The organism is Kitasatospora sp. NBC_00070 (genome assembly GCF_045041205.1).
Lineage (GTDB): Bacteria > Actinomycetota > Actinomycetes > Streptomycetales > Streptomycetaceae > Kitasatospora.
Window position 1 is genome coordinate 6342257 of record NZ_CP108247.1, and the last position, 16536, is coordinate 6358792.

Consider the following 16536-nt stretch of genomic DNA (forward strand, 5'->3'; position numbering starts at 1 on the left):
GACCCCGGCGCCAGATCTCCTCGCAGTTCCCCGAGCCCCTGCACCGTAGATGCCCGAGCGCCTGGAAAAAGTAGAGCGCCTGCCTGCGCCCCGCGAGTTGGGGTGCAGGCAGGCGGGTTGGGTCAGGCGTCGCCTTCGAGGTCGCCCTCGGTTTCGAGGAAGGCGGTCCGGAGGGCGTCGATCAGGGCCGGGTCGGGCTCGGCCCAGAGCCCGCGCTCGGCGGCCTCCAGCAGGCGTTCGCTGATGCCGTGCAGGGCCCAGGGGTTGGCGCCGCTGAGGAACTCGCGGTTGGTCGGGTCGAGCACGTACTCCTGGGTGAGCTTCTCGTACATCCAGTCGGCCACCACGCCGGTGGTGGCGTCGTAGCCGAACAGGTAGTCCACCGTGGCGGCCATCTCGAAGGCGCCCTTGTAGCCGTGCCGCCGCATCGCCTCGATCCAGCGCGGGTTGACCACCCGGGCGCGGAAGACCCGGGCCGCCTCCTCGGTGAGGGTGCGGGTGCGGACCGTCTCCGGCCGGGTCGAGTCGCCGATGTAGGCGGTCGGGGCCTTGCCGGTGAGGGCACGCACGGTGGCCACCATGCCGCCGTGGTACTGGAAGTAGTCGTCCGAGTCGGCGATGTCGTGCTCGCGGGTGTCGGTGTTCTTGGCCGCGACGGTGATCCGCTTGTAGGCGGTCTCCATCTCCTCCCGGGCCGGGCGCCCGTTCAGCTCGCGGCCGTACGCGTAGCCGCCCCAGACCGTGTAGACCTCGGCCAGGTCGGCGTCGGTGCGCCAGTCCCGGCTGTCGATCAGCTGGAGCAGGCCCGCGCCGTAGGTGCCCGGGCGGGAGCCGAAGATCCGGGTGGTGGCCCGGCGTTCGTCGCCGTGCTCGGCCAGGTCGGCCTGGACGTGGGCCCGGACGAAGTTCTCGTCCTCGGCCTCCTCCTGGGCGGCCGCCAGCCGTACCGCGTCGTCCAGCAGCGCCACCACGTGCGGGAAGGCGTCCCGGAAGAAGCCGGAGATCCGCAGCGTGACGTCGATCCGGGGGCGGCCCAACTCGGCGAGCGGGACGGCCTCCAGGCCGGTGACCCGGCGGGAGGCGTCGTCCCAGACCGGCCGGACGCCGAGCAGCGCGAACGCCTCGGCGATGTCGTCACCGGCGGTCCGCATCGCGCTGGTGCCCCAGAGCGAGAGACCGACCGAGGGCGGGAACTGGCCGTCGTTGTCGGCCTGGTAGCGGTCCACCAGGGACTGCGCCAGCGCCTGCCCGGTCTCCCAGGCGAGCTTGGAGGGGACGGCCTTCGGGTCGACCGAGTAGAAGTTGCGGCCGGTCGGCAGCACGTTCACCAGACCGCGCAGCGGCGAGCCGGACGGGCCCGCCGGGACGAAGCCGCCGCCCAACGCGTGCAGTACGGCGTCGAGTTCGTCGGTGGTGGCGGAGAGCCGGGGGACCACCTCGCGGGCCGCGAAGTCGAGCACCTCGCGCACCGCCTCGGGGTGCCCGGCCGCGACCTTCTCGACCGCCGACGGGGCCCAGTCCTCGGCCTCCATCGCCTCGACCAGCGCCCGGGCCTGCGCCTCGGCCGCGTCGGTGGCGCCCAGGGTGAGGGCCGCCTCGTCCAGGCCGAGTGCCTCGCGCAGGCCGGGCAGCGCGCTGACGCCGCCCCAGATCTGCCGGGCCCGCAGGATGGCCAGCACGATGTTGACCCGGTCCACCCCGGCCGGGGCCTGGCCGAGCACGTGCAGGCCGTCCCGGATCTGGGCGTCCTTGATCTCGCACAGCCAGCCGTCGACGTGCAGCAGGAAGTCGTCGAAGCCGTCGTCCTCGGGGCGCTCCTCCAGACCGAGGTCGTGGTCCAGCTTGGCGGCCTGGATCAGGGTCCAGATCTGCGCCCGGATCGCGGGCAGCTTGGCCGGGTCCATCGCGGCGATGTTGGCGTGCTCGTCGAGCAGTTGCTCCAGCCGGGCGATGTCGCCGTACGACTCGGCCCGGGCCATCGGCGGCACCAGGTGGTCGACCAGGGTGGCGTGCGCCCGGCGCTTGGCCTGGGTGCCCTCGCCCGGGTCGTTCACCAGGAAGGGGTAGACCAGCGGCAGGTCGCCGAGCACCGCGTCGGGGCCGCACTCGGCGGACAGCGCGGCGGTCTTGCCGGGCAGCCACTCCAGGTTGCCGTGCTTGCCGAGGTGGACCACCGCGTGCGCGCCGAAGCCGCCGTCGGCCTGCGCCGCCTCGATCCAGCGGTAGGCGGCCAGGTAGTGGTGGCTCGGCGGGAGGTCGGGGTCGTGGTAGATCGCCACCGGGTTCTCGCCGAAGCCGCGCGGCGGCTGGATCAGCACCAGCAGGTTGCCGGAGCGGATGCCGGCCAGCACGATGTCGCCGTCCGTGTTCTGCGAGCGGTCCACGTACAGCTCGCCGGGGGCCGGGCCCCAGTGCTCCTCGACCTTGGCGCGCAGGCCGGCCGGGAGGTCGGCGTACCAGCGCCGGTAGTCGGCGGCCGGGATGCGGACCGGGTTGCGGGCGAGCTGGTCCTCCGTCAGCCAGTCCTGGTCGTAGCCGCCGGCCGCGATCAGCGCGTGGATCAGCGCGTCGCCCTCGTGGCCGTCCTCGGTGTCGAGGTCCAGGCCGGGCACGGCGGTGCCGATGTCCATCCCCTCGGCCCGCAGCCGGGCCAGCAGCCGCATCGCGGAGGCCGGGGTGTCCAGGCCGACCGCGTTGCCGACCCGGGCGTGCTTGGTCGGGTACGCGGACAGCACCAGCGCCAACCGCCGCTCAGCGGCCGGGACATGGCGCAGCCGGGCGTGCTTGACCGCGATGCCCGCGACCCGGGCGGAGCGCTCGGGGTCGGCGGCGTAGACGGTCAGGCCGTCCTGGTCGAGCTCCTTGAAGGAGAACGGGACGGTGATCAGCCGGCCGTCGAACTCCGGCACCGCGATCTGGGTGGCGGTGTCCAGCGGGGACAGGCCGTCGTCGCTGGCCTCCCACTGGGCGCGGGACCAGGTCAGGCAGAGCGCCTGCAGGATCGGACGGTCCAGCGCGGCCAGCGCACCGGCGTCCCACGCCTCCTCGTCGCCGCCGGCCTGGGCGTCGGCCGGGCGGGTGCCGCCCGCCGCCAGCACCGTGGTGACCAGCGCGTCGGCCTGGCCCAGCTCGGCCAGCAGCTCGGGCTCGGCACCGCGCAGCGAGGCGCAGTAGAACGCCCGGGCCCGGGCGCCCTGGTCCTCGATCGCCCGGCAGAGCGTCTCGACGAAGGCGGTGTTGCCGCTCATGTGGTGGGCGCGGTAGTAGAGCACGGTGACCAGCGGGCCGTCGTGCTCGGCGGCCTGACGCTCCAGCGGACCCCAGGCGGGGGCGGAGGCGGGCGGCTCGAAGCCGTGGCCGGTGAGCAGCACGGTGTCGGAGAGGAAGGCGCCGAGCTCGCCCAGGTTGGCCGGCCCGCCGTGCGCGAGGTAGGCGTGCGCCTCGGCGGCCAGGCCGGCCGGGACGGTGGAGAGCTCCATCAGCTGGGCGTCCGGCGCCTGCTCACCCGTCAGCACGATCACCGGGCGCGGCCCGGCGAGCAGCGCGTCCAGGCCCTCCTGCCAGGCTCGGCGGCCGCCGAGCAGCCGGACCACCACCAGGTCGGTGCCCTCCAGCAGCGCGGGCAGGTCCTCGACGCCGAGCCTGGCCGGGTTGCCCAGGCGGTACGGGACCGGGCCGGCCGAGGAGCGGGCGCTCAGCAGGTCGGTGTCGGAGGTGGAGAGGAGCAGGATCATGCGAGGGCCCTCCCGGCCGTGACGACGCCCCGGGACGGGCAGAGGACTCGCGAGGAACTGCGACAGCGCATGGTGAAGCCTTCCTCGAGGTCCGCGCCCCGGGCAGTGTGAGGACGGCAGGAGTTCCTGGCTCCCACGGCTGAGCCGTGGTCACAGTGGCGGGACCGCACCGGTTTCGCACCGGTTTCCTCCACTTTGCCGTCGCTGGCGGTGGTTGGGCTGGCAGGCCCGTCCGGTCAGCATCGTACGGGGTGCGCCCCGGCTGCGGACCAGGGCCGGGGGGAGTGCGGAGGGTGATACCGATCATGGCCGGTAGCTGCGGGTACGTGATGCACCGGACACCGGCGAAGGCGCCGATGGTCGGTATGCTCGCCGCCATGCCACCCACGCCTGCCGCTGCCGAAGCACGTCCCGGTCCGCCCGACCGGGCGGGTGGCGACGCCTGTCCGGGGGCGCTCCGGCTGCATTCGGCCGACGACGGTGCGCTGGCCCGGGTCCGGCTGCCCGGTGGGTTGCTGACGGACCGTCAGGCGAGGGTGCTGGCCGGGATCGCCGAGCAGCTGGGCGACGGTGCGCTGGAGCTGACCTCGCGCGGCAACGTGCAACTGCGTGGCCTGTCCGCCGACTCGGGTCCGGAACTGGGCGCCCGGCTGCGGACGGCCGGGCTGCTGCCGTCCGAGACCCACGAGCGGGTCCGCAACATCGTCGCCTCCCCGCTCGCCGGGCTGGACGGCGCCGGGCACGCCGACCTGCGCGGCTGGCTGACCGAGCTCGACCGGCGGCTCTGCGCAAGCGAGTTGGCGGCCGGACTGGCCGGGCTCTTCCTGTTCGCGCTGGACGACGGACGCGGGGACGTCGCGGCGCTGGACGCCGATGTGACATTGATCGCAACCCCCGGCGGCGGCGCGCTGCTCCGGCTCGGCCGGGCCGACACCGCCCGCCGGATCGCGCCGGGTGACGAGGTGTCGGCCGCGCTCGGCGCCGCCGAGGAGTTCGTCCGGGCGCTCCGCTCGACCGGCACCGGAGCCTGGTTCGTCCGGGACGCCCCCGACCTGCTCGACCCCGGCAGCGTCCCGCTGCCCGCGGTGACCTGCGACCCGCCGGAGCCAGGCCCGTTCGCGGGCGGCCTGGTGGTCGGCACCCGGTTCGGGCGGCTGACCGCCGGGCAGCTGCGCCGGCTCGCCGACGCCGCCCCCGAGCTGCGGATCACCCCCTGGCGCAGTGTGGTGCTCCCGGGCGCCACCGGCCCGGCCCCGGACGGCCTGCGGGCCGAGCCCGGCTCGGCCTGGGAGCGGGCCACCGCCTGCACCGGCGCACCGGGCTGCGCCAAGTCGCTGGCCGACGTCCGGACGGACGCGGCGGCGGCGCTGGAGCGCGGCGTACCCGGCCTGCCGGTGCACTGGTCGGGCTGCGAGCGGCGCTGCGGGCACCCGGCGGGCCAGTGGGTGGACGTGCTGGCCACCGGGCAGGGCTACCGGGTGACGGCGCATCACGGTGCCGGGTATGACGGACAGACCTCGCAGGACCTGACAACGGAGCAGATGGCCGAGGCGGTAGCCGAGGCCCGGAGGACCACGTGATCGAGTACGAGAAGGACGGCGCGGCCATCTACCGCGAGTCCTTTGCCACCATTCGGGCCGAGGCCGAGCTGGCCCACCTGCCGGCCGACGTCTCCCAGGTCGTGGTGCGGATGATCCACGCCTGCGGGATGACCGACCTGGTGCGGGACGTGCTGTACTCGCCCCGGGTGGTCGCTGACGCGCGGGCCGCGCTGCGGGCCGGGGCGCCGATCCTGTGCGACGTGTCGATGGTCGCCAGCGGGGTCACCCGCAAGCGGCTGCCCGCCGACAACCAGGTGATCTGCACGCTCTCCGACCCGGCCGTCCCCGGGCTGGCCAAGGAGCTGGGCAACACCCGCAGCGCCGCCGCGATGGAGCTCTGGCTGCCGCACCTGGAGGGCGCGGTGGTCGCCGTCGGCAACGCGCCGACCTCGCTGTTCCGGCTGCTGGAGCTGATCGAGGCCGGTGCGCCGCGTCCGGCCGCCGTGATCGGCGTCCCGGTCGGCTTCATCGGCGCGGCCGAGTCCAAGGAGGCGCTGGCCGCGCACCCGGCCGGCCTGGAGCACCTGGTGGTGCGGGGCCGGCGTGGCGGCAGTGCGATGGCGGCCGCGGCGATCAACGCGATTGCGAGCGAGGAAGAATGACGGAGCGTACGACCGGTCTGCTGTACGGCGTCGGGCTCGGCCCCGGCGACCCGGAGCTGGTGACCGTCAAGAGTGCCCGGCTGATCGGCGAGGCCGACGTGGTGGCGTACCACAGCGCCCGGCACGGGCGTTCGATCGCCCGCTCGATCGCGGCGCCGTACTTCCGCGCGGGCGTGATCGAGGAGAAGCTGGTCTACCCGATCACGGTGGAGACCACCGACCACCCCGGCGGCTACCGGGGCGCGCTGGACGAGTTCTACGAGCAGGCCGCCGCCCGGCTGGCCGAACACCTGGACGCGGGCCGCACGGTGGTGGTGCTGGCCGAGGGCGACCCGCTGTTCTACGGCTCGTACCAGCACATGCACAAGCGCCTCGCGCACCGCTACCCGACCGAGGTGGTGCCCGGGGTGACCTCGGTCAGCGCCGCCGCCGCCCGGCTGGGCAAGGCGCTGGTGGAGGCCGATGAGGCGCTCACCATCCTGCCCGGCACGCTGCCGGAGGAGGAGCTGACGGCCCGGCTGGCCTCGGCCGACTCGGCTGTGGTGATGAAGCTCGGCCGGACCTTCCCGACCGTACGGCGGGCGCTGGAGCGCTCCGGCCGGCTGGCCGAGGCGTACTACGTGGAGCGGGCCACCATGCCGGGCGAGCGCACCGCGCCGCTGGCGGAGGTGGACCCCGAGTCGGTGCCCTACTTCTCGGTCGCCGTGCTGCCCAGCCGGGTCGCGGCCGGTGCCTCGGCGCCGGCGTACCAGGGCCCCGGCGAGGTGGTGGTGATCGGCACCGGACCGGCCGGACCGCTCTGGCTGACCCCCGAGGCACGCGGTGAACTCGCCGCCGCCACCGACCTGGTGGGCTACACCACCTACCTCGACCGGGTGCCGGTCCGGGTCGGGCAGCAGCGGCACGGCTCGGACAACAAGGTGGAGGCCGAGCGGGCCGAGTTCGCGCTCGACCTGGCCCGGCGCGGCCACCGGGTCGCGGTGGTCTCCTCCGGCGACCCGGGCGTCTTCGCGATGGCCACCGCCGTGCTGGAGGCGGCCTGCGCCGATCCGTACCGCGCGGTCCCGGTACGGATCGTCCCCGGCATGACGGCCGCGCACGCGGCCGCCTCCCGGGCCGGCGCCCCGCTCGGCCACGACTACGCGGTGGTCTCGCTCTCGGACCGGCTCAAGCCCTGGGAGGTGGTGGCGGCCCGGCTGCGCGCCGCCGCCGCCGCCGACCTGGTGCTGGCGCTCTACAACCCCGGCTCGCAGTCCCGCACCACCCAGGTCGGGCTGGCCCGCGACCTGCTGCTGGAGCACCGCGCCGCCGACACCCCGGTGGTGCTGGCCCGCGACGTCGGCGGCCCGACCGAGCGGGTCCGCACCGTGAAGCTCGGCGAGCTGGACCCGGCCGAGGTCGACATGCGGACCATCCTGCTGATCGGCTCCTCGCAGACCCAGGCGGTGGCCAGGGACAACGGCACCGAGGTGGTCTGGACGCCGAGGCGGTACCCGGAGGTCTGATCCGGAAGGTGGGGAGCGTGCGACCGTTCGTGCGCTCCCCACCGAGCCGGTCCACCGTCAGCGGGCGCCGGTTCCGGCGGCCTTGTCGTGCCGGGCGACGAAGGCGCTGAACTCCGCCAGCTCGGCTGCCTCGAACGCTCGCTTGGGGATGACCGCCACCGCCCCCCTCGCCCCGTGCAACAGCATGAACTCGTCGGTCTCCTGGAGCCGCCGCAGCGTCGACCACCGCACCTCGACCCGCTCCAGGTCGGTCTCCACCAGGTAGCACTCGTCGGTCAGGGTCGCCCGGCTCGGGCGGCAGAGCCGGGTGCTCTGCCGGGCGACGACGGCCCGGTAACCGACCGTCAGCAGCAGGGCGTAGCCCGCTCCGGCCGTCAACGAGACCACCTCGATCGGGAGGTTGCCCAGCGCGAGGTTCGCCGATCCGGCGGTCAGAGCGAGCGCGGTGAGGGTCCAGCCGAGTACCCGCTGTGGCCTTCTGGCCAGTTTCAGTCCGCGGAGCAGCTCCCCGGGGGTCAACTGGTCGGTCTTGCTGATGTTCATCGGACGCTCCTGCGGCAGCGGTGGGCGGGGCCACCCCACCGGTCCTCATGATCCCTCCCGGCCGTCCGACCGCCGAACGGGGGTCCGGTAAATCGGTCGTGGTCCTGCGGGGCAGCTCGTACCATTCGCGCTCATGACCTCCAACAACGAGATTCTCGACGCTGCCCTGTCCAAGATCGACACCCGGTACGTCTTCCCCGAGCTGACCGCCGGGATCGGGCAGGCGCTGCGCGGGCACGCCGAGAAGGGCACGTACGACGGGCTGGCCGGGCCCGAGTTCTGCGCGGCCGTGACCGTCCACCTCCAGGAGGTGTGTCCCGACAAGCACCTGCGGCTGCTCTGGAGCGACGAGGCGGTGCCGGTCGAGGAGGAGGACTCGCCGGCGGAGGAGAAGGAGCGCTGGGCGGAGTACTACCGCAAGGGCAACTTCGGTATCGCCAGGGCCGAGCACCTGGACGGCAACGTCGGCTACCTCGACCTGCGGTTCATCCCGGACGCCGACGCCGGGTACCAGGCGATCGGCGCCGCCATGCAGCTGGTCGCGCACACCGACGGCCTGGTGATCGACCTGCGCACCTGCCGGGGCGGCTCGCCGAACGGGGTCGCGCTCTGGTGCAGCTTCTTCTTCGCCGACGACGAGGTGCACCTGAACGACATCTACGACCGGGAGACCGACTCCACCCGGCAGTACTGGACCTACCCGCACCTCCCGGCGCCGCGCTACCTGGACCGCCCGGTGACCCTGCTGACCGCCGCCTTCACCTTCTCCGGCGGCGAGGAGCTGGCCTACAACCTGCAGGCGCTCAAGCGCGCCACCCTGATCGGTGAGACCACCCGGGGCGGTGCCCACCCGACCGACCGGTTCGCGCTCACCCCGCACATCATGGTCACGGTGCCGACCGCCCGCTCGATCAACCCGGTCACCGGGACCAACTGGGAGGGCGTCGGCGTCGTCCCGGACGTCGCGGTGCCGGCCGACCAGGCGCTGGAGACCGCGCTCTCACAGCTGCGCGAGCCAGCCCAGGGCTGACGGGACGTCCGGGACCGTCGGCACGCCCGCCGGCGGTTCCGGACGCCGCACCAGCACGACCGGCAGGCCCAGTTCGCGGGCGGCGGCGAGCTTGGGGGCGGTGGCCGCGCCGCCGCTGTCCTTGGTGACCAGCACGTCGATCCGGTGCTCGCGGAGCACCGCCCGCTCGCCGTCCAGGGTGAACGGCCCCCGGTCGAGCAGCACCTCGGTCCGCCGGGGCATCGGCGGCTCCGGCGCGTCCACCGAGCGGGCCAGGAAGAAGAGGTCGTCCAGAGCCGCGAAGGTGACCAGCCCCTGGCGTCCGGTGGTCAGGAAGACCCGGCTGCCGAGGGCCGGGAGCGCTGCGGCGGCCGCCTCCAGGGAGCCGACCGGGTGCCAGCGGTCCCCGGGAACCGGCACCCAGCTGGGACGACGCAGGGCCAACAGGGGAACATGGACCTGGGCGGCCGCTTCGGCCGCGTTCCGACTGATGGTGCCGGCGAAGGGATGGGTGGCATCGATGACCGCGTCCACCGCCTCGGCCCGCAGCCAGTCCGCGAGTCCGCCCGCCCCGCCGAAGCCGCCGACCCGGACCTCCCCGGCAGGCAGCCGGGGCTGCGCCACCCGGCCGGCCAGCGAGCTGGTGACCCGTGGCGCGGGACGCTCCGCGAGGGCGGCGGCCAGCTCACGGGCTTCGGTGGTGCCGCCGAGGATCAGGATGTGCAACGGAACTCCAGGGGACGTACGTGGCTGCTGAGACTACGGGAGGCCGGGCCGGACAGCTCAAGAGCAGCGGTCTGCGACCCGGCTGGACCACCGGCGCCTGCGCCACCGCCGCCACCACGGCCGCCTACACCGCGCTGCTGACCGGCGACTTCCCCGACCCGGTGACCATCACCCTGCCCAAGGGCCAGCGGCCCGCCTTCGCGCTGGCCGCCGAACTGCTCGCCGACGGCCGGGCGATGGCCGGGGTGGTCAAGGATGCCGGGGACGACCCGGACGTCACCCACGGGGCCCTGATCCGCTCCACCGTACGGCTCGGCCCGCCCGGCAGCGGCGTGGTCTTCCGGGCCGGGCCCGGGGTCGGCACGGTCACCAAGGCCGGGCTGCCGATCCCGGTCGGCGAGCCCGCGATCAACCCGGTGCCCCGGCAGCTGATGCGTGATCACATCGCCGAGGTGGCCGCCCGGTACGGCGGCGCCGGCGACGTCGAGGTGGAGATCTCGGTCGACCACGGCGAGGAGATCGCCCGCTCCACCTGGAACCCCCGGCTCGGCATCCTCGGCGGCCTCTCCATCCTGGGGACCACCGGCATCGTGGTGCCGTACTCCTGCTCGGCCTGGATCGACAGCATCCGGCGGGGTGTGGACGTGGCCCGGGCGGCCGGGCGGACCCATGTCGCCGGGTGCACCGGTTCCACCTCGGAGAAGGTCGCCGCCGCGGTGCACGGTCTGCCGGAGGACGCCCTGCTCGACATGGGCGACTTCGCGGGCGCGGTGCTCAAGTACGTCAAGCGCCACCCGGTCGACCGCCTGACCATCGCGGGCGGCTTCGCCAAGCTCTCCAAGCTCGCGGCCGGGCACCTCGACCTGCACTCGGCCCGCTCCCAGGTCGACAAGGGCCACCTCGCCTCGCTGGCCCGGCAGGGCGGTGCCTCCCCCGAACTCACGGCGGCCGTGGCGGCGGCCAACACCGCGCTCGAGGCGATCCAGCTCTGCTCGGCCGCCGGGGTCCCGCTCGGCGACCTGGTCGCGGCGGGGGCCCGGGCCACCGCACTCGACGTGCTGCGCGGGGCACCGGTCGCGGTGGACGTGATCTGCATCGACCGCGCGGGCACCATCGTCGGCCGTGCCTGAGCCCTGCGGGGCTGCGCCTTTTGCAGGGCGTTCAGTTGCACTACCCAGGGGCTCGGGGCCCTGCTGATGTGCGGCTCCGCCGCGTGGGCGAGGAGATCTGGCGCCGGGGTCACTGCGAAAGTGCCTGACCATTTACGTACGGATCACCTTGCCAGGGTCGGCGTCGCCCACGCGGCGGAGCCGCACATCAGCAGAGCCCCGGGCCCCTGACTCCGTAGCGGGCTGAGCACCTGCCAAAGAGTCGGCGGAGCCGCAGGCTCAGTTGCAGGTGTGGTCGCGGTCGCGGTCGGCCGAGTAGAGGTGGCTGTCGGGGAACTGCGAGGCGGCGAGGGTGCGGCCGACCAGGATGACGGCGGTGCGGAGGACGCCTGCGGCTTCGACCTGGGCCGCGATGTCGGCGAGGGTGCCGCGCAGGACCAGTTCGTCGGGGCGGCTGGCCATCGCGACCACGGCGGCGGGGCAGTCCGCGCCGTAGTGCGGGAGCAGCTCCTCGACCACGCTCGTCACGTACCGGGTGGCCAGGTGCAGCACCAGCAGGGCGCCGCTGCGGCCGAGGGTGGCCAGGTCCTCGCCTTCGGGCATCGGGGTGGCCTGCCGGGAGACCCGGGTGAGGATGACGGTCTGACCCACCGTCGGCACGGTCAGCTCGCGCTTGAGCGCGGCCGCCGCCGCGGCGAAGGCGGGCACGCCGGGGATCACCTCGTACGGGACGCCCGCCGCGTCGAGGCGCCGCATCTGCTCGGCGACCGCGCTGAACACGGAGGGGTCGCCGGAGTGCAGCCGGGCCACGTCCTGGCCGTCCCGGTGGGCGCGGACCAGTTCGGCGACGATCTGATCGAGGTTCAGGTCGGCGGTGTCGACCAGCCGGGCGTCGGGCGGGCACTCGGCGAGCAGCTCGCGCGGCACCAGGCTGCCCGCGTACAGGCAGACCGGGCTGGCGGCGATCCGGCGCTGGCCGCGCATGGTGATCAGGTCGGCGGCGCCGGGGCCCGCGCCGATGAAGTAGACGGTCATGCCTCGTTGGTCCTCTCGGTTTCCTTGGCCACCGACCACTGGGTGACCGGCATCGCCTGGCGCCAGCCGGTGAAGCCGCCGACCGGGACGGCGTGCGCCACCGCCAGCCGGAGCAGTTCGCCGCCGTGGCGTCGGTACCACTCGGTGAGCAGCGCCTCGGACTCCAGCGTCACGGTGTTGGCGACCAGCCGGCCGCCGGGCGGGAGGGCGGCCCAGCAGGCGTCCAGCAGGCCGGGGGCGGTCAGGCCGCCGCCGACGAAGATCGCGTCGGGGGTCGGCAGACCGTGCAGCGCGGCGGGCGCGGGGCCGGTGACCACCCGGAGCCGGGGCACGCCGAGGGCGGCGGCGTTCCGGGTGATCCGCTCGGCCCGGACGGGGGAGCGTTCGACGCTGACGGCCTGGCAGTCCCGGTGCGCGCGCAGCCACTCGACCGCGATCGAGCCGGAGCCGCCGCCGACGTCCCAGAGCAGTTCGCCCGGTGCCGGGGCCAGGGTGGCCAGGGTGGCGGCCCGGACGTGACGCTTGGTCAGCTGGCCGTCCGACTCGTACGCGTCGTCGGGCAGACCGGGCACCACGGAGGAGCGCGGACCGTCCTCGGCGCAGTCGAGGGCGATCACGTTGAGCGGGTCGCCGGGCGGGTGCGGCCAGTCGGCGGCGGTGCCGTCGAGGTGGTGCTCGGCCGGGCCGCCGAGCTGTTCGAGCACCCGGAGCCGGGTCGCGCCCCAGCCCCGGCGGGTGAGCAGTCCGGCCACGGCGGCGGGGGTGCCGGCGTCCGCGCTGAGCACCAGGACGCGACGGCCGGGGTGCAGCGCGAGGTTCAGCGTCTCCAGCGGCCGGCCGACCAGGCTGACCAGCTCGGTGGACTCCAGCGGCCAGCCCAGCCGGGCGCAGGCGTACGAGAGCGAGGACGGGTGCGGCAGGACGTTCAGCCGCTCGGCCCCCGCCAGCTCGGCGAGGGCCCGGCCGATCCCGAAGAACATCGGGTCGCCGCTGGCCAGTACCGCCAGGCCGCGGCCCGCGTGCTCGGCCAGCAGCCCGGGGACGGCGGGCCGCAGCGGCGTCGGCCAGGCGACCCGGATCGCCGTCACCTCGGCGGGCAGCAGCTCGAGTTGGCGCGGTCCGCCGAGCACCACCCCGGCCGTCCGCAACGCCGCCCTGGCCTGCTCCCCGAGCCCGCCCCAGCCGTCGGCTCCGATCCCGGCCACCACGATCGGCGGCCCGGGCGGCAGAACGGGCGGGACACTGCTCAACACGGACACCTCGGCACGGAACACGCAGGTCGGAAGGGGCACCCGGCAGCCTACCCGGGCCCCGCCGGGGCACCCACGGCACCCGGCGGTGCCGCCCGCCCGGACCTCAGGCGGTGGTGGGGCGGCGGAGTTTGAGGGTGTTGTCGATCCGGACCAGGGGCTGGCCGTCGGGGCCGGTCTGGGTGCGTTCGTGTTCGGAGCAGGTGAGGACCTGCCAGCCGGGGAGGGCGAGGTCGGCGAGGAGCTCGTCCGGGGTGGGGAGTTCGATGTCGGGGCGGGGGCCCTGGTGCCAGTCCGGCCAGGGGCCGTGGCCGAGGATCAGCAGGGTGCCGCCGGGGGTGACCGCTTCGGCGGCGGTGCGCAGGATCTCGGTCCTGGGCAGCTCGGGGGAGTAGAGGAAGCCGGCGGTGACCAGGTCGTACCGGCCGGCCGGGAAGGTGGCCGCGAGGTCGTGCCGCTGCCAGTCGATCCGGTCGGCGACCCCCTGGGCCTCGGCGTGCTCGGCGGCCCGGGCCAGTGCGATCCGGGAGATGTCGGAGGCGGTGACCCGCCAGCCCTGCCCGGCCAGCCAGATCGCGTCGCCGCCCTCGCCGCAGCCCAGCTCCAGCGCGGTGCCGGGGGTGAGGCCGGTGACCTCGCGGACCAGGGCGGCGTTCGGCTCGCCGCTCCAGATCCGGTCGCTCTGGCCGTACCGCTCGTCCCAGAACTGTTCGGTGGTCATCAGGTGCTCTCCGTCCGTCGGGTGCCTACCCGACGATGTTCCGTCCGGCCCCCGCCCCGGGCCAAAGATCGTTGCCGAACCGGCAACCGTCTCACCAGTCCCGGGCAGCGATCAGCTCCTCCACGTCCGCGTCCGCGAAGCCGTACGCGGTGGCGACGAACCAGAAGTCCTCGGCGATCTCCTCCCTGGCCACCGTCTCGATCTCGCTGTCCGCCTCCTCGAAGGCGGCCTCCAGCGCGTTGAACTCCTCGGTCGCGACCTCGGTGAGCAGGTACAGCGCCGCCAGGTCGGCCGGCCGCTCGGCCTCGATCCGCTCGCACAGCCGGAGCAGGATCGCCTTGCCCAGGTCGAGGACGTGGTCCGGGTAGTAGTCGTCCGCGTACAGCCCGCGCAGGAACGGGTGTTCGGACACCTGCCGGTTGGTGATCGTCATGGCGGCATCCTGCACCGCCGCACCGACAGCGCCCGGAAAACCCGGTGACGACGAGCGGGGCCGTTGGGCAGGATGCCGGCATGAACAGCCGACGAAAGGCCCATGGCGCGTAAGCCGCCCGCCCGCGTCCGCGCGGGCCTCGCCCGGGGGCCCAGGCCCTACCACCGCAATTTGCGCCGGGTGGTGCCCGGCCTCTCCGCAGCCGCCCAACGGGCGGTCGCCGCCTTCGAGCTCGCCCGTGACCGGCCCGGCGGCATCGCGGCCGCGGCCGAGGGCTGGGAACGCTTCGTCCGGGGCAGAGCCCGGCACGAGCCGTACGCCAACCGGGAGCAGCCCCTCTGCCCGTGCTGCGAGGAGGCGGACCTCGACGGCCGGATCCTGCTCGAACAGGCCCTCCGTGCACTGCCGTTGCGCGCCGCCCGGGAACTCCGGTCCGTGGTGGGCGCGGTGGACCGGGTCTACCTGGCCCGGGTGCGCCCGGATCCGTGGGCCCGTGGGCAGGACGACTGGTGGCGCTTCCTGTGACGGACGCGTCAGGGCCCCGCCGGAGCGATCCGGCGGGGCCCCTGGACGGGTGACGGTGGGTCAGTCCAGGCCGAGGCCGGGGAAGAGGTCGATGAAGGGCTGGGCGGTGACCGAGATCCCCCGGCCGAAGGGGTTGTCGAAGTCCCAGATCAGGAAGAGCAGGAAGGCGATCAGGGCGGAGAAGGCCGCGGCGAGCAGCAACTCCCGGGTGGAGCGGCGGATCTGGAGTGCGAAGAGCATGCCGACGGTGACCAGGGCGCCGACCACCAGGCCGAACCAGACCACGCCCGGCATGGTCGGGCCGACGCTCTGGCCACGGGAGTTGCGGGCCTCGTCGACGGTGGCGATGCGGTCCACCATGGGCTGGTAGGCCTGGTTCTCCAGCTCGGTCTGCGGGGCCCGTTCGGTCACCGTCCGGCGCAGCTGGGCGAGCAGGTCGGTGCCCTCGGCGGAGATCTCCTCGTGCTCCGACATGTAGGACCACTCGGTCTTCACCACGTACGAGACGTAGGCGTCGACCTCGCTGCGGACCTTGTCCCGGACGTCGGGCGGCAGCACCTCGGCCCGGGCGCTCACCTCGTGCAGGGCCTGGGCCTCGCGCAGGGTGTCGGCCTGGGCCGAACCCATGCCCTCCCAGACGCCGGCGATGGCGAGGCCGAGGACGATCGCGTAGACCACGCCGATCATCATCGTCATGTACTCGATGACGTCCGGCGTCTCCGACGGGTCGTCGTCCTCACCGACCCGACGTTGTCGCAGTACGACGACCGCCAGCACCACGGCGCAGACTGCGACCATGGCGATGAGGAGTGCCACCCACTCAGACATGAGAGAGCTCCAATTCGGTGTTCCGGTGACGGTGAGGGTTCGGGGTGCTCGCCGGGAGCGGGGGTTCAGGAGCGGCCACGGCCACCGCCGGACGAGCGGCCGCGGGGGCGGAGGGCCCCGGCGGCGAGGACGGCCGGGACGGTCACCAGCAGCACGGTCCTGGTCGGCGGCATGCCGGTCCGCTTGGGCGGGGCGGCAGCCGGGACGGGGGCCGGGTGGCGGAACGTTACGGCAGGTGAGGGAGCGGGGCGCGGTGGCGTCACGGTCGGCGGCGGCGGCGACGGGGGCGGGGTGACCACCGGAGGCGGGACCACCGCACGGGTCGGCGTCGGCGACGGGGTCGGACGCGGCGTCACCTTCGGCTTGGGGGAAGGCGGCGGGGGCGGAGGCGGCGGTGGGGTCGGTGAGGGCGGCGGAGTCGGGGTCGGCGAGGGCTTGGGGGTCGGCGACGGGGACGGCTTGGGCGAGGGCGTCGGCGTCGGCTTGGGCGGGCACGGGTGGTGGTGCGGCGGCCAGGGCCAGGGCCAGTGGCCGTGCCCCTGGCCGTCCTCCCGGCCGAGCGCGAACCCGGTGGTGACGTCCACCGTGACCGGTGCGAGGCCCACCTCGACCCGTACGCACCACTCGTAGCCGAACCCGGCCTGGTTCCCGTGGTCCTGCGGGGCACCGGGAGCGGCCGCCCCGGCCAGCGCCGAGCAGAGCGCGGTCGCGCCGGCGACCGTGACGGCTCGCCAGAGCCATCGGCGCGCTGTCGAAGGGGAGTTGTCGCTCACGTGGAAGATCACCGAGCGACCGGGTGGATAGGTTCTCCAGTTGGACACTGAATACCTCGAAAGGGCTAACCGATCGTCAGCCAGTGTGATTGGTTCTCGAATTGGACGGTGTGCCGAAGAAGGGGCCCGGGTGCGCACCCGG

The 16536-nt window shown here is 74.3% G+C and carries 15 protein-coding genes and 1 riboswitch; of the genes, 6 read left to right on the plus strand and 9 right to left on the minus strand.

Translation table 11 applies throughout. The features are described from left to right. Nucleotides 1-122 precede the first annotated feature (122 nt). Nucleotides 123-3734: a cobaltochelatase subunit CobN gene (gene cobN / locus OHV05_RS28865; RefSeq protein WP_405020276.1), complete on the minus strand. Its 3612-nt coding sequence runs from the start codon at nt 3732-3734 to the stop codon at nt 123-125. Nucleotides 3735-3831: 97 nt separating this feature from the next. Then, nucleotides 3832-3952: riboswitch (cobalamin riboswitch) on the minus strand. A gap of 159 nt (nt 3953-4111) precedes the next feature. Here cobN and OHV05_RS28870 point away from each other — a divergent pair. The 3 genes from OHV05_RS28870 to OHV05_RS28880 are packed head-to-tail and all read left to right on the plus strand — an operon-like array spanning nt 4112 to nt 7442. Continuing rightward, complete coding sequence (locus tag OHV05_RS28870; RefSeq protein ID WP_405020277.1) at nt 4112-5314, plus strand: cobalamin biosynthesis protein CobG; 1203 nt, start codon at nt 4112-4114, stop codon at nt 5312-5314. Continuing rightward, complete coding sequence (locus OHV05_RS28875) at nt 5311-5937, plus strand: precorrin-8X methylmutase (protein ID WP_403032107.1); 627 nt, start codon at nt 5311-5313, stop codon at nt 5935-5937. Before OHV05_RS28870 ends, OHV05_RS28875 begins: the two co-directional genes overlap by 4 nt. Then, nucleotides 5934-7442: a precorrin-2 C(20)-methyltransferase gene (locus OHV05_RS28880; RefSeq protein ID WP_405020278.1), complete on the plus strand. Its 1509-nt coding sequence runs from the start codon at nt 5934-5936 to the stop codon at nt 7440-7442. The genes OHV05_RS28875 and OHV05_RS28880 overlap by 4 nt, the downstream gene beginning before the upstream one ends. 57 nt (nt 7443-7499) lie before the next feature. Here the strand turns inward: OHV05_RS28880 and OHV05_RS28885 are convergent, their stop codons facing one another. Then, complete coding sequence (locus tag OHV05_RS28885) at nt 7500-7985, minus strand: YcxB family protein (protein WP_405020279.1); 486 nt, start codon at nt 7983-7985, stop codon at nt 7500-7502. A 133-nt stretch (nt 7986-8118) separates the two neighbouring features. Here OHV05_RS28885 and OHV05_RS28890 point away from each other — a divergent pair, with 133 nt between their 5' ends. Next, entirely contained in the window at nt 8119-9015 is an 897-nt protein-coding gene (locus OHV05_RS28890; protein ID WP_405020280.1) for a S41 family peptidase, read from the plus strand. Here the strand turns inward: OHV05_RS28890 and OHV05_RS28895 are convergent. Continuing rightward, complete coding sequence (locus tag OHV05_RS28895) at nt 8986-9720, minus strand: cobalt-precorrin-6A reductase (protein WP_405020281.1); 735 nt, start codon at nt 9718-9720, stop codon at nt 8986-8988. The genes OHV05_RS28890 and OHV05_RS28895 overlap by 30 nt on opposite strands. A gap of 20 nt (nt 9721-9740) precedes the next feature. On the opposite strand from OHV05_RS28895, the gene OHV05_RS28900 reads away from it, so the two are divergent. After that, nucleotides 9741-10850 carry a cobalt-precorrin-5B (C(1))-methyltransferase gene (locus OHV05_RS28900; RefSeq protein WP_405020282.1) on the plus strand — a complete coding sequence of 370 codons (1110 nt, stop codon included), beginning with the start codon at nt 9741-9743 and terminating at the stop codon, nt 10848-10850. Nucleotides 10851-11108: 258 nt separating this feature from the next. On the opposite strand, the gene cobM is transcribed toward OHV05_RS28900, so the two are convergent. The 4 genes from cobM to OHV05_RS28920 all read right to left on the minus strand — a co-directional run bounded on the left by cobM (nt 11109) and on the right by OHV05_RS28920 (nt 14268). Beyond that, the gene (gene cobM / locus OHV05_RS28905; RefSeq protein ID WP_405020283.1) at nt 11109-11864 is read right to left on the minus strand and encodes a precorrin-4 C(11)-methyltransferase; all 756 of its coding nucleotides are present in this window, start codon (nt 11862-11864) and stop codon (nt 11109-11111) included. Beyond that, the gene (gene cbiE / locus OHV05_RS28910) at nt 11861-13114 is read right to left on the minus strand and encodes a precorrin-6y C5,15-methyltransferase (decarboxylating) subunit CbiE (RefSeq protein WP_405020284.1); all 1254 of its coding nucleotides are present in this window, start codon (nt 13112-13114) and stop codon (nt 11861-11863) included. The genes cobM and cbiE overlap by 4 nt, the downstream gene beginning before the upstream one ends. 106 nt (nt 13115-13220) lie before the next feature. After that, nucleotides 13221-13835, minus strand: a complete 615-nt coding sequence (locus OHV05_RS28915; RefSeq protein WP_405020285.1) for an SAM-dependent methyltransferase — start codon at nt 13833-13835, stop codon at nt 13221-13223. A gap of 91 nt (nt 13836-13926) precedes the next feature. Continuing rightward, nucleotides 13927-14268, minus strand: a complete 342-nt coding sequence (locus OHV05_RS28920) for a DUF5713 family protein (RefSeq protein ID WP_405020286.1) — start codon at nt 14266-14268, stop codon at nt 13927-13929. A gap of 102 nt (nt 14269-14370) precedes the next feature. On the opposite strand from OHV05_RS28920, the gene OHV05_RS28925 reads away from it, so the two are divergent. Next, on the plus strand, nt 14371-14793 hold the full coding sequence (locus OHV05_RS28925; RefSeq protein WP_405020287.1) for a hypothetical protein: 423 nt from the start codon (nt 14371-14373) through the stop codon (nt 14791-14793). 60 nt (nt 14794-14853) lie between these two features. Here OHV05_RS28925 and OHV05_RS28930 read toward each other — a convergent pair whose 3' ends face one another. Further along, entirely contained in the window at nt 14854-15621 is a 768-nt protein-coding gene (locus OHV05_RS28930) for a hypothetical protein (RefSeq protein WP_405020288.1), read from the minus strand. Nucleotides 15622-15686: 65 nt separating this feature from the next. Next, complete coding sequence (locus tag OHV05_RS28935) at nt 15687-16394, minus strand: hypothetical protein (protein ID WP_405020289.1); 708 nt, start codon at nt 16392-16394, stop codon at nt 15687-15689. Nucleotides 16395-16536: the final 142 nt, after the last annotated feature.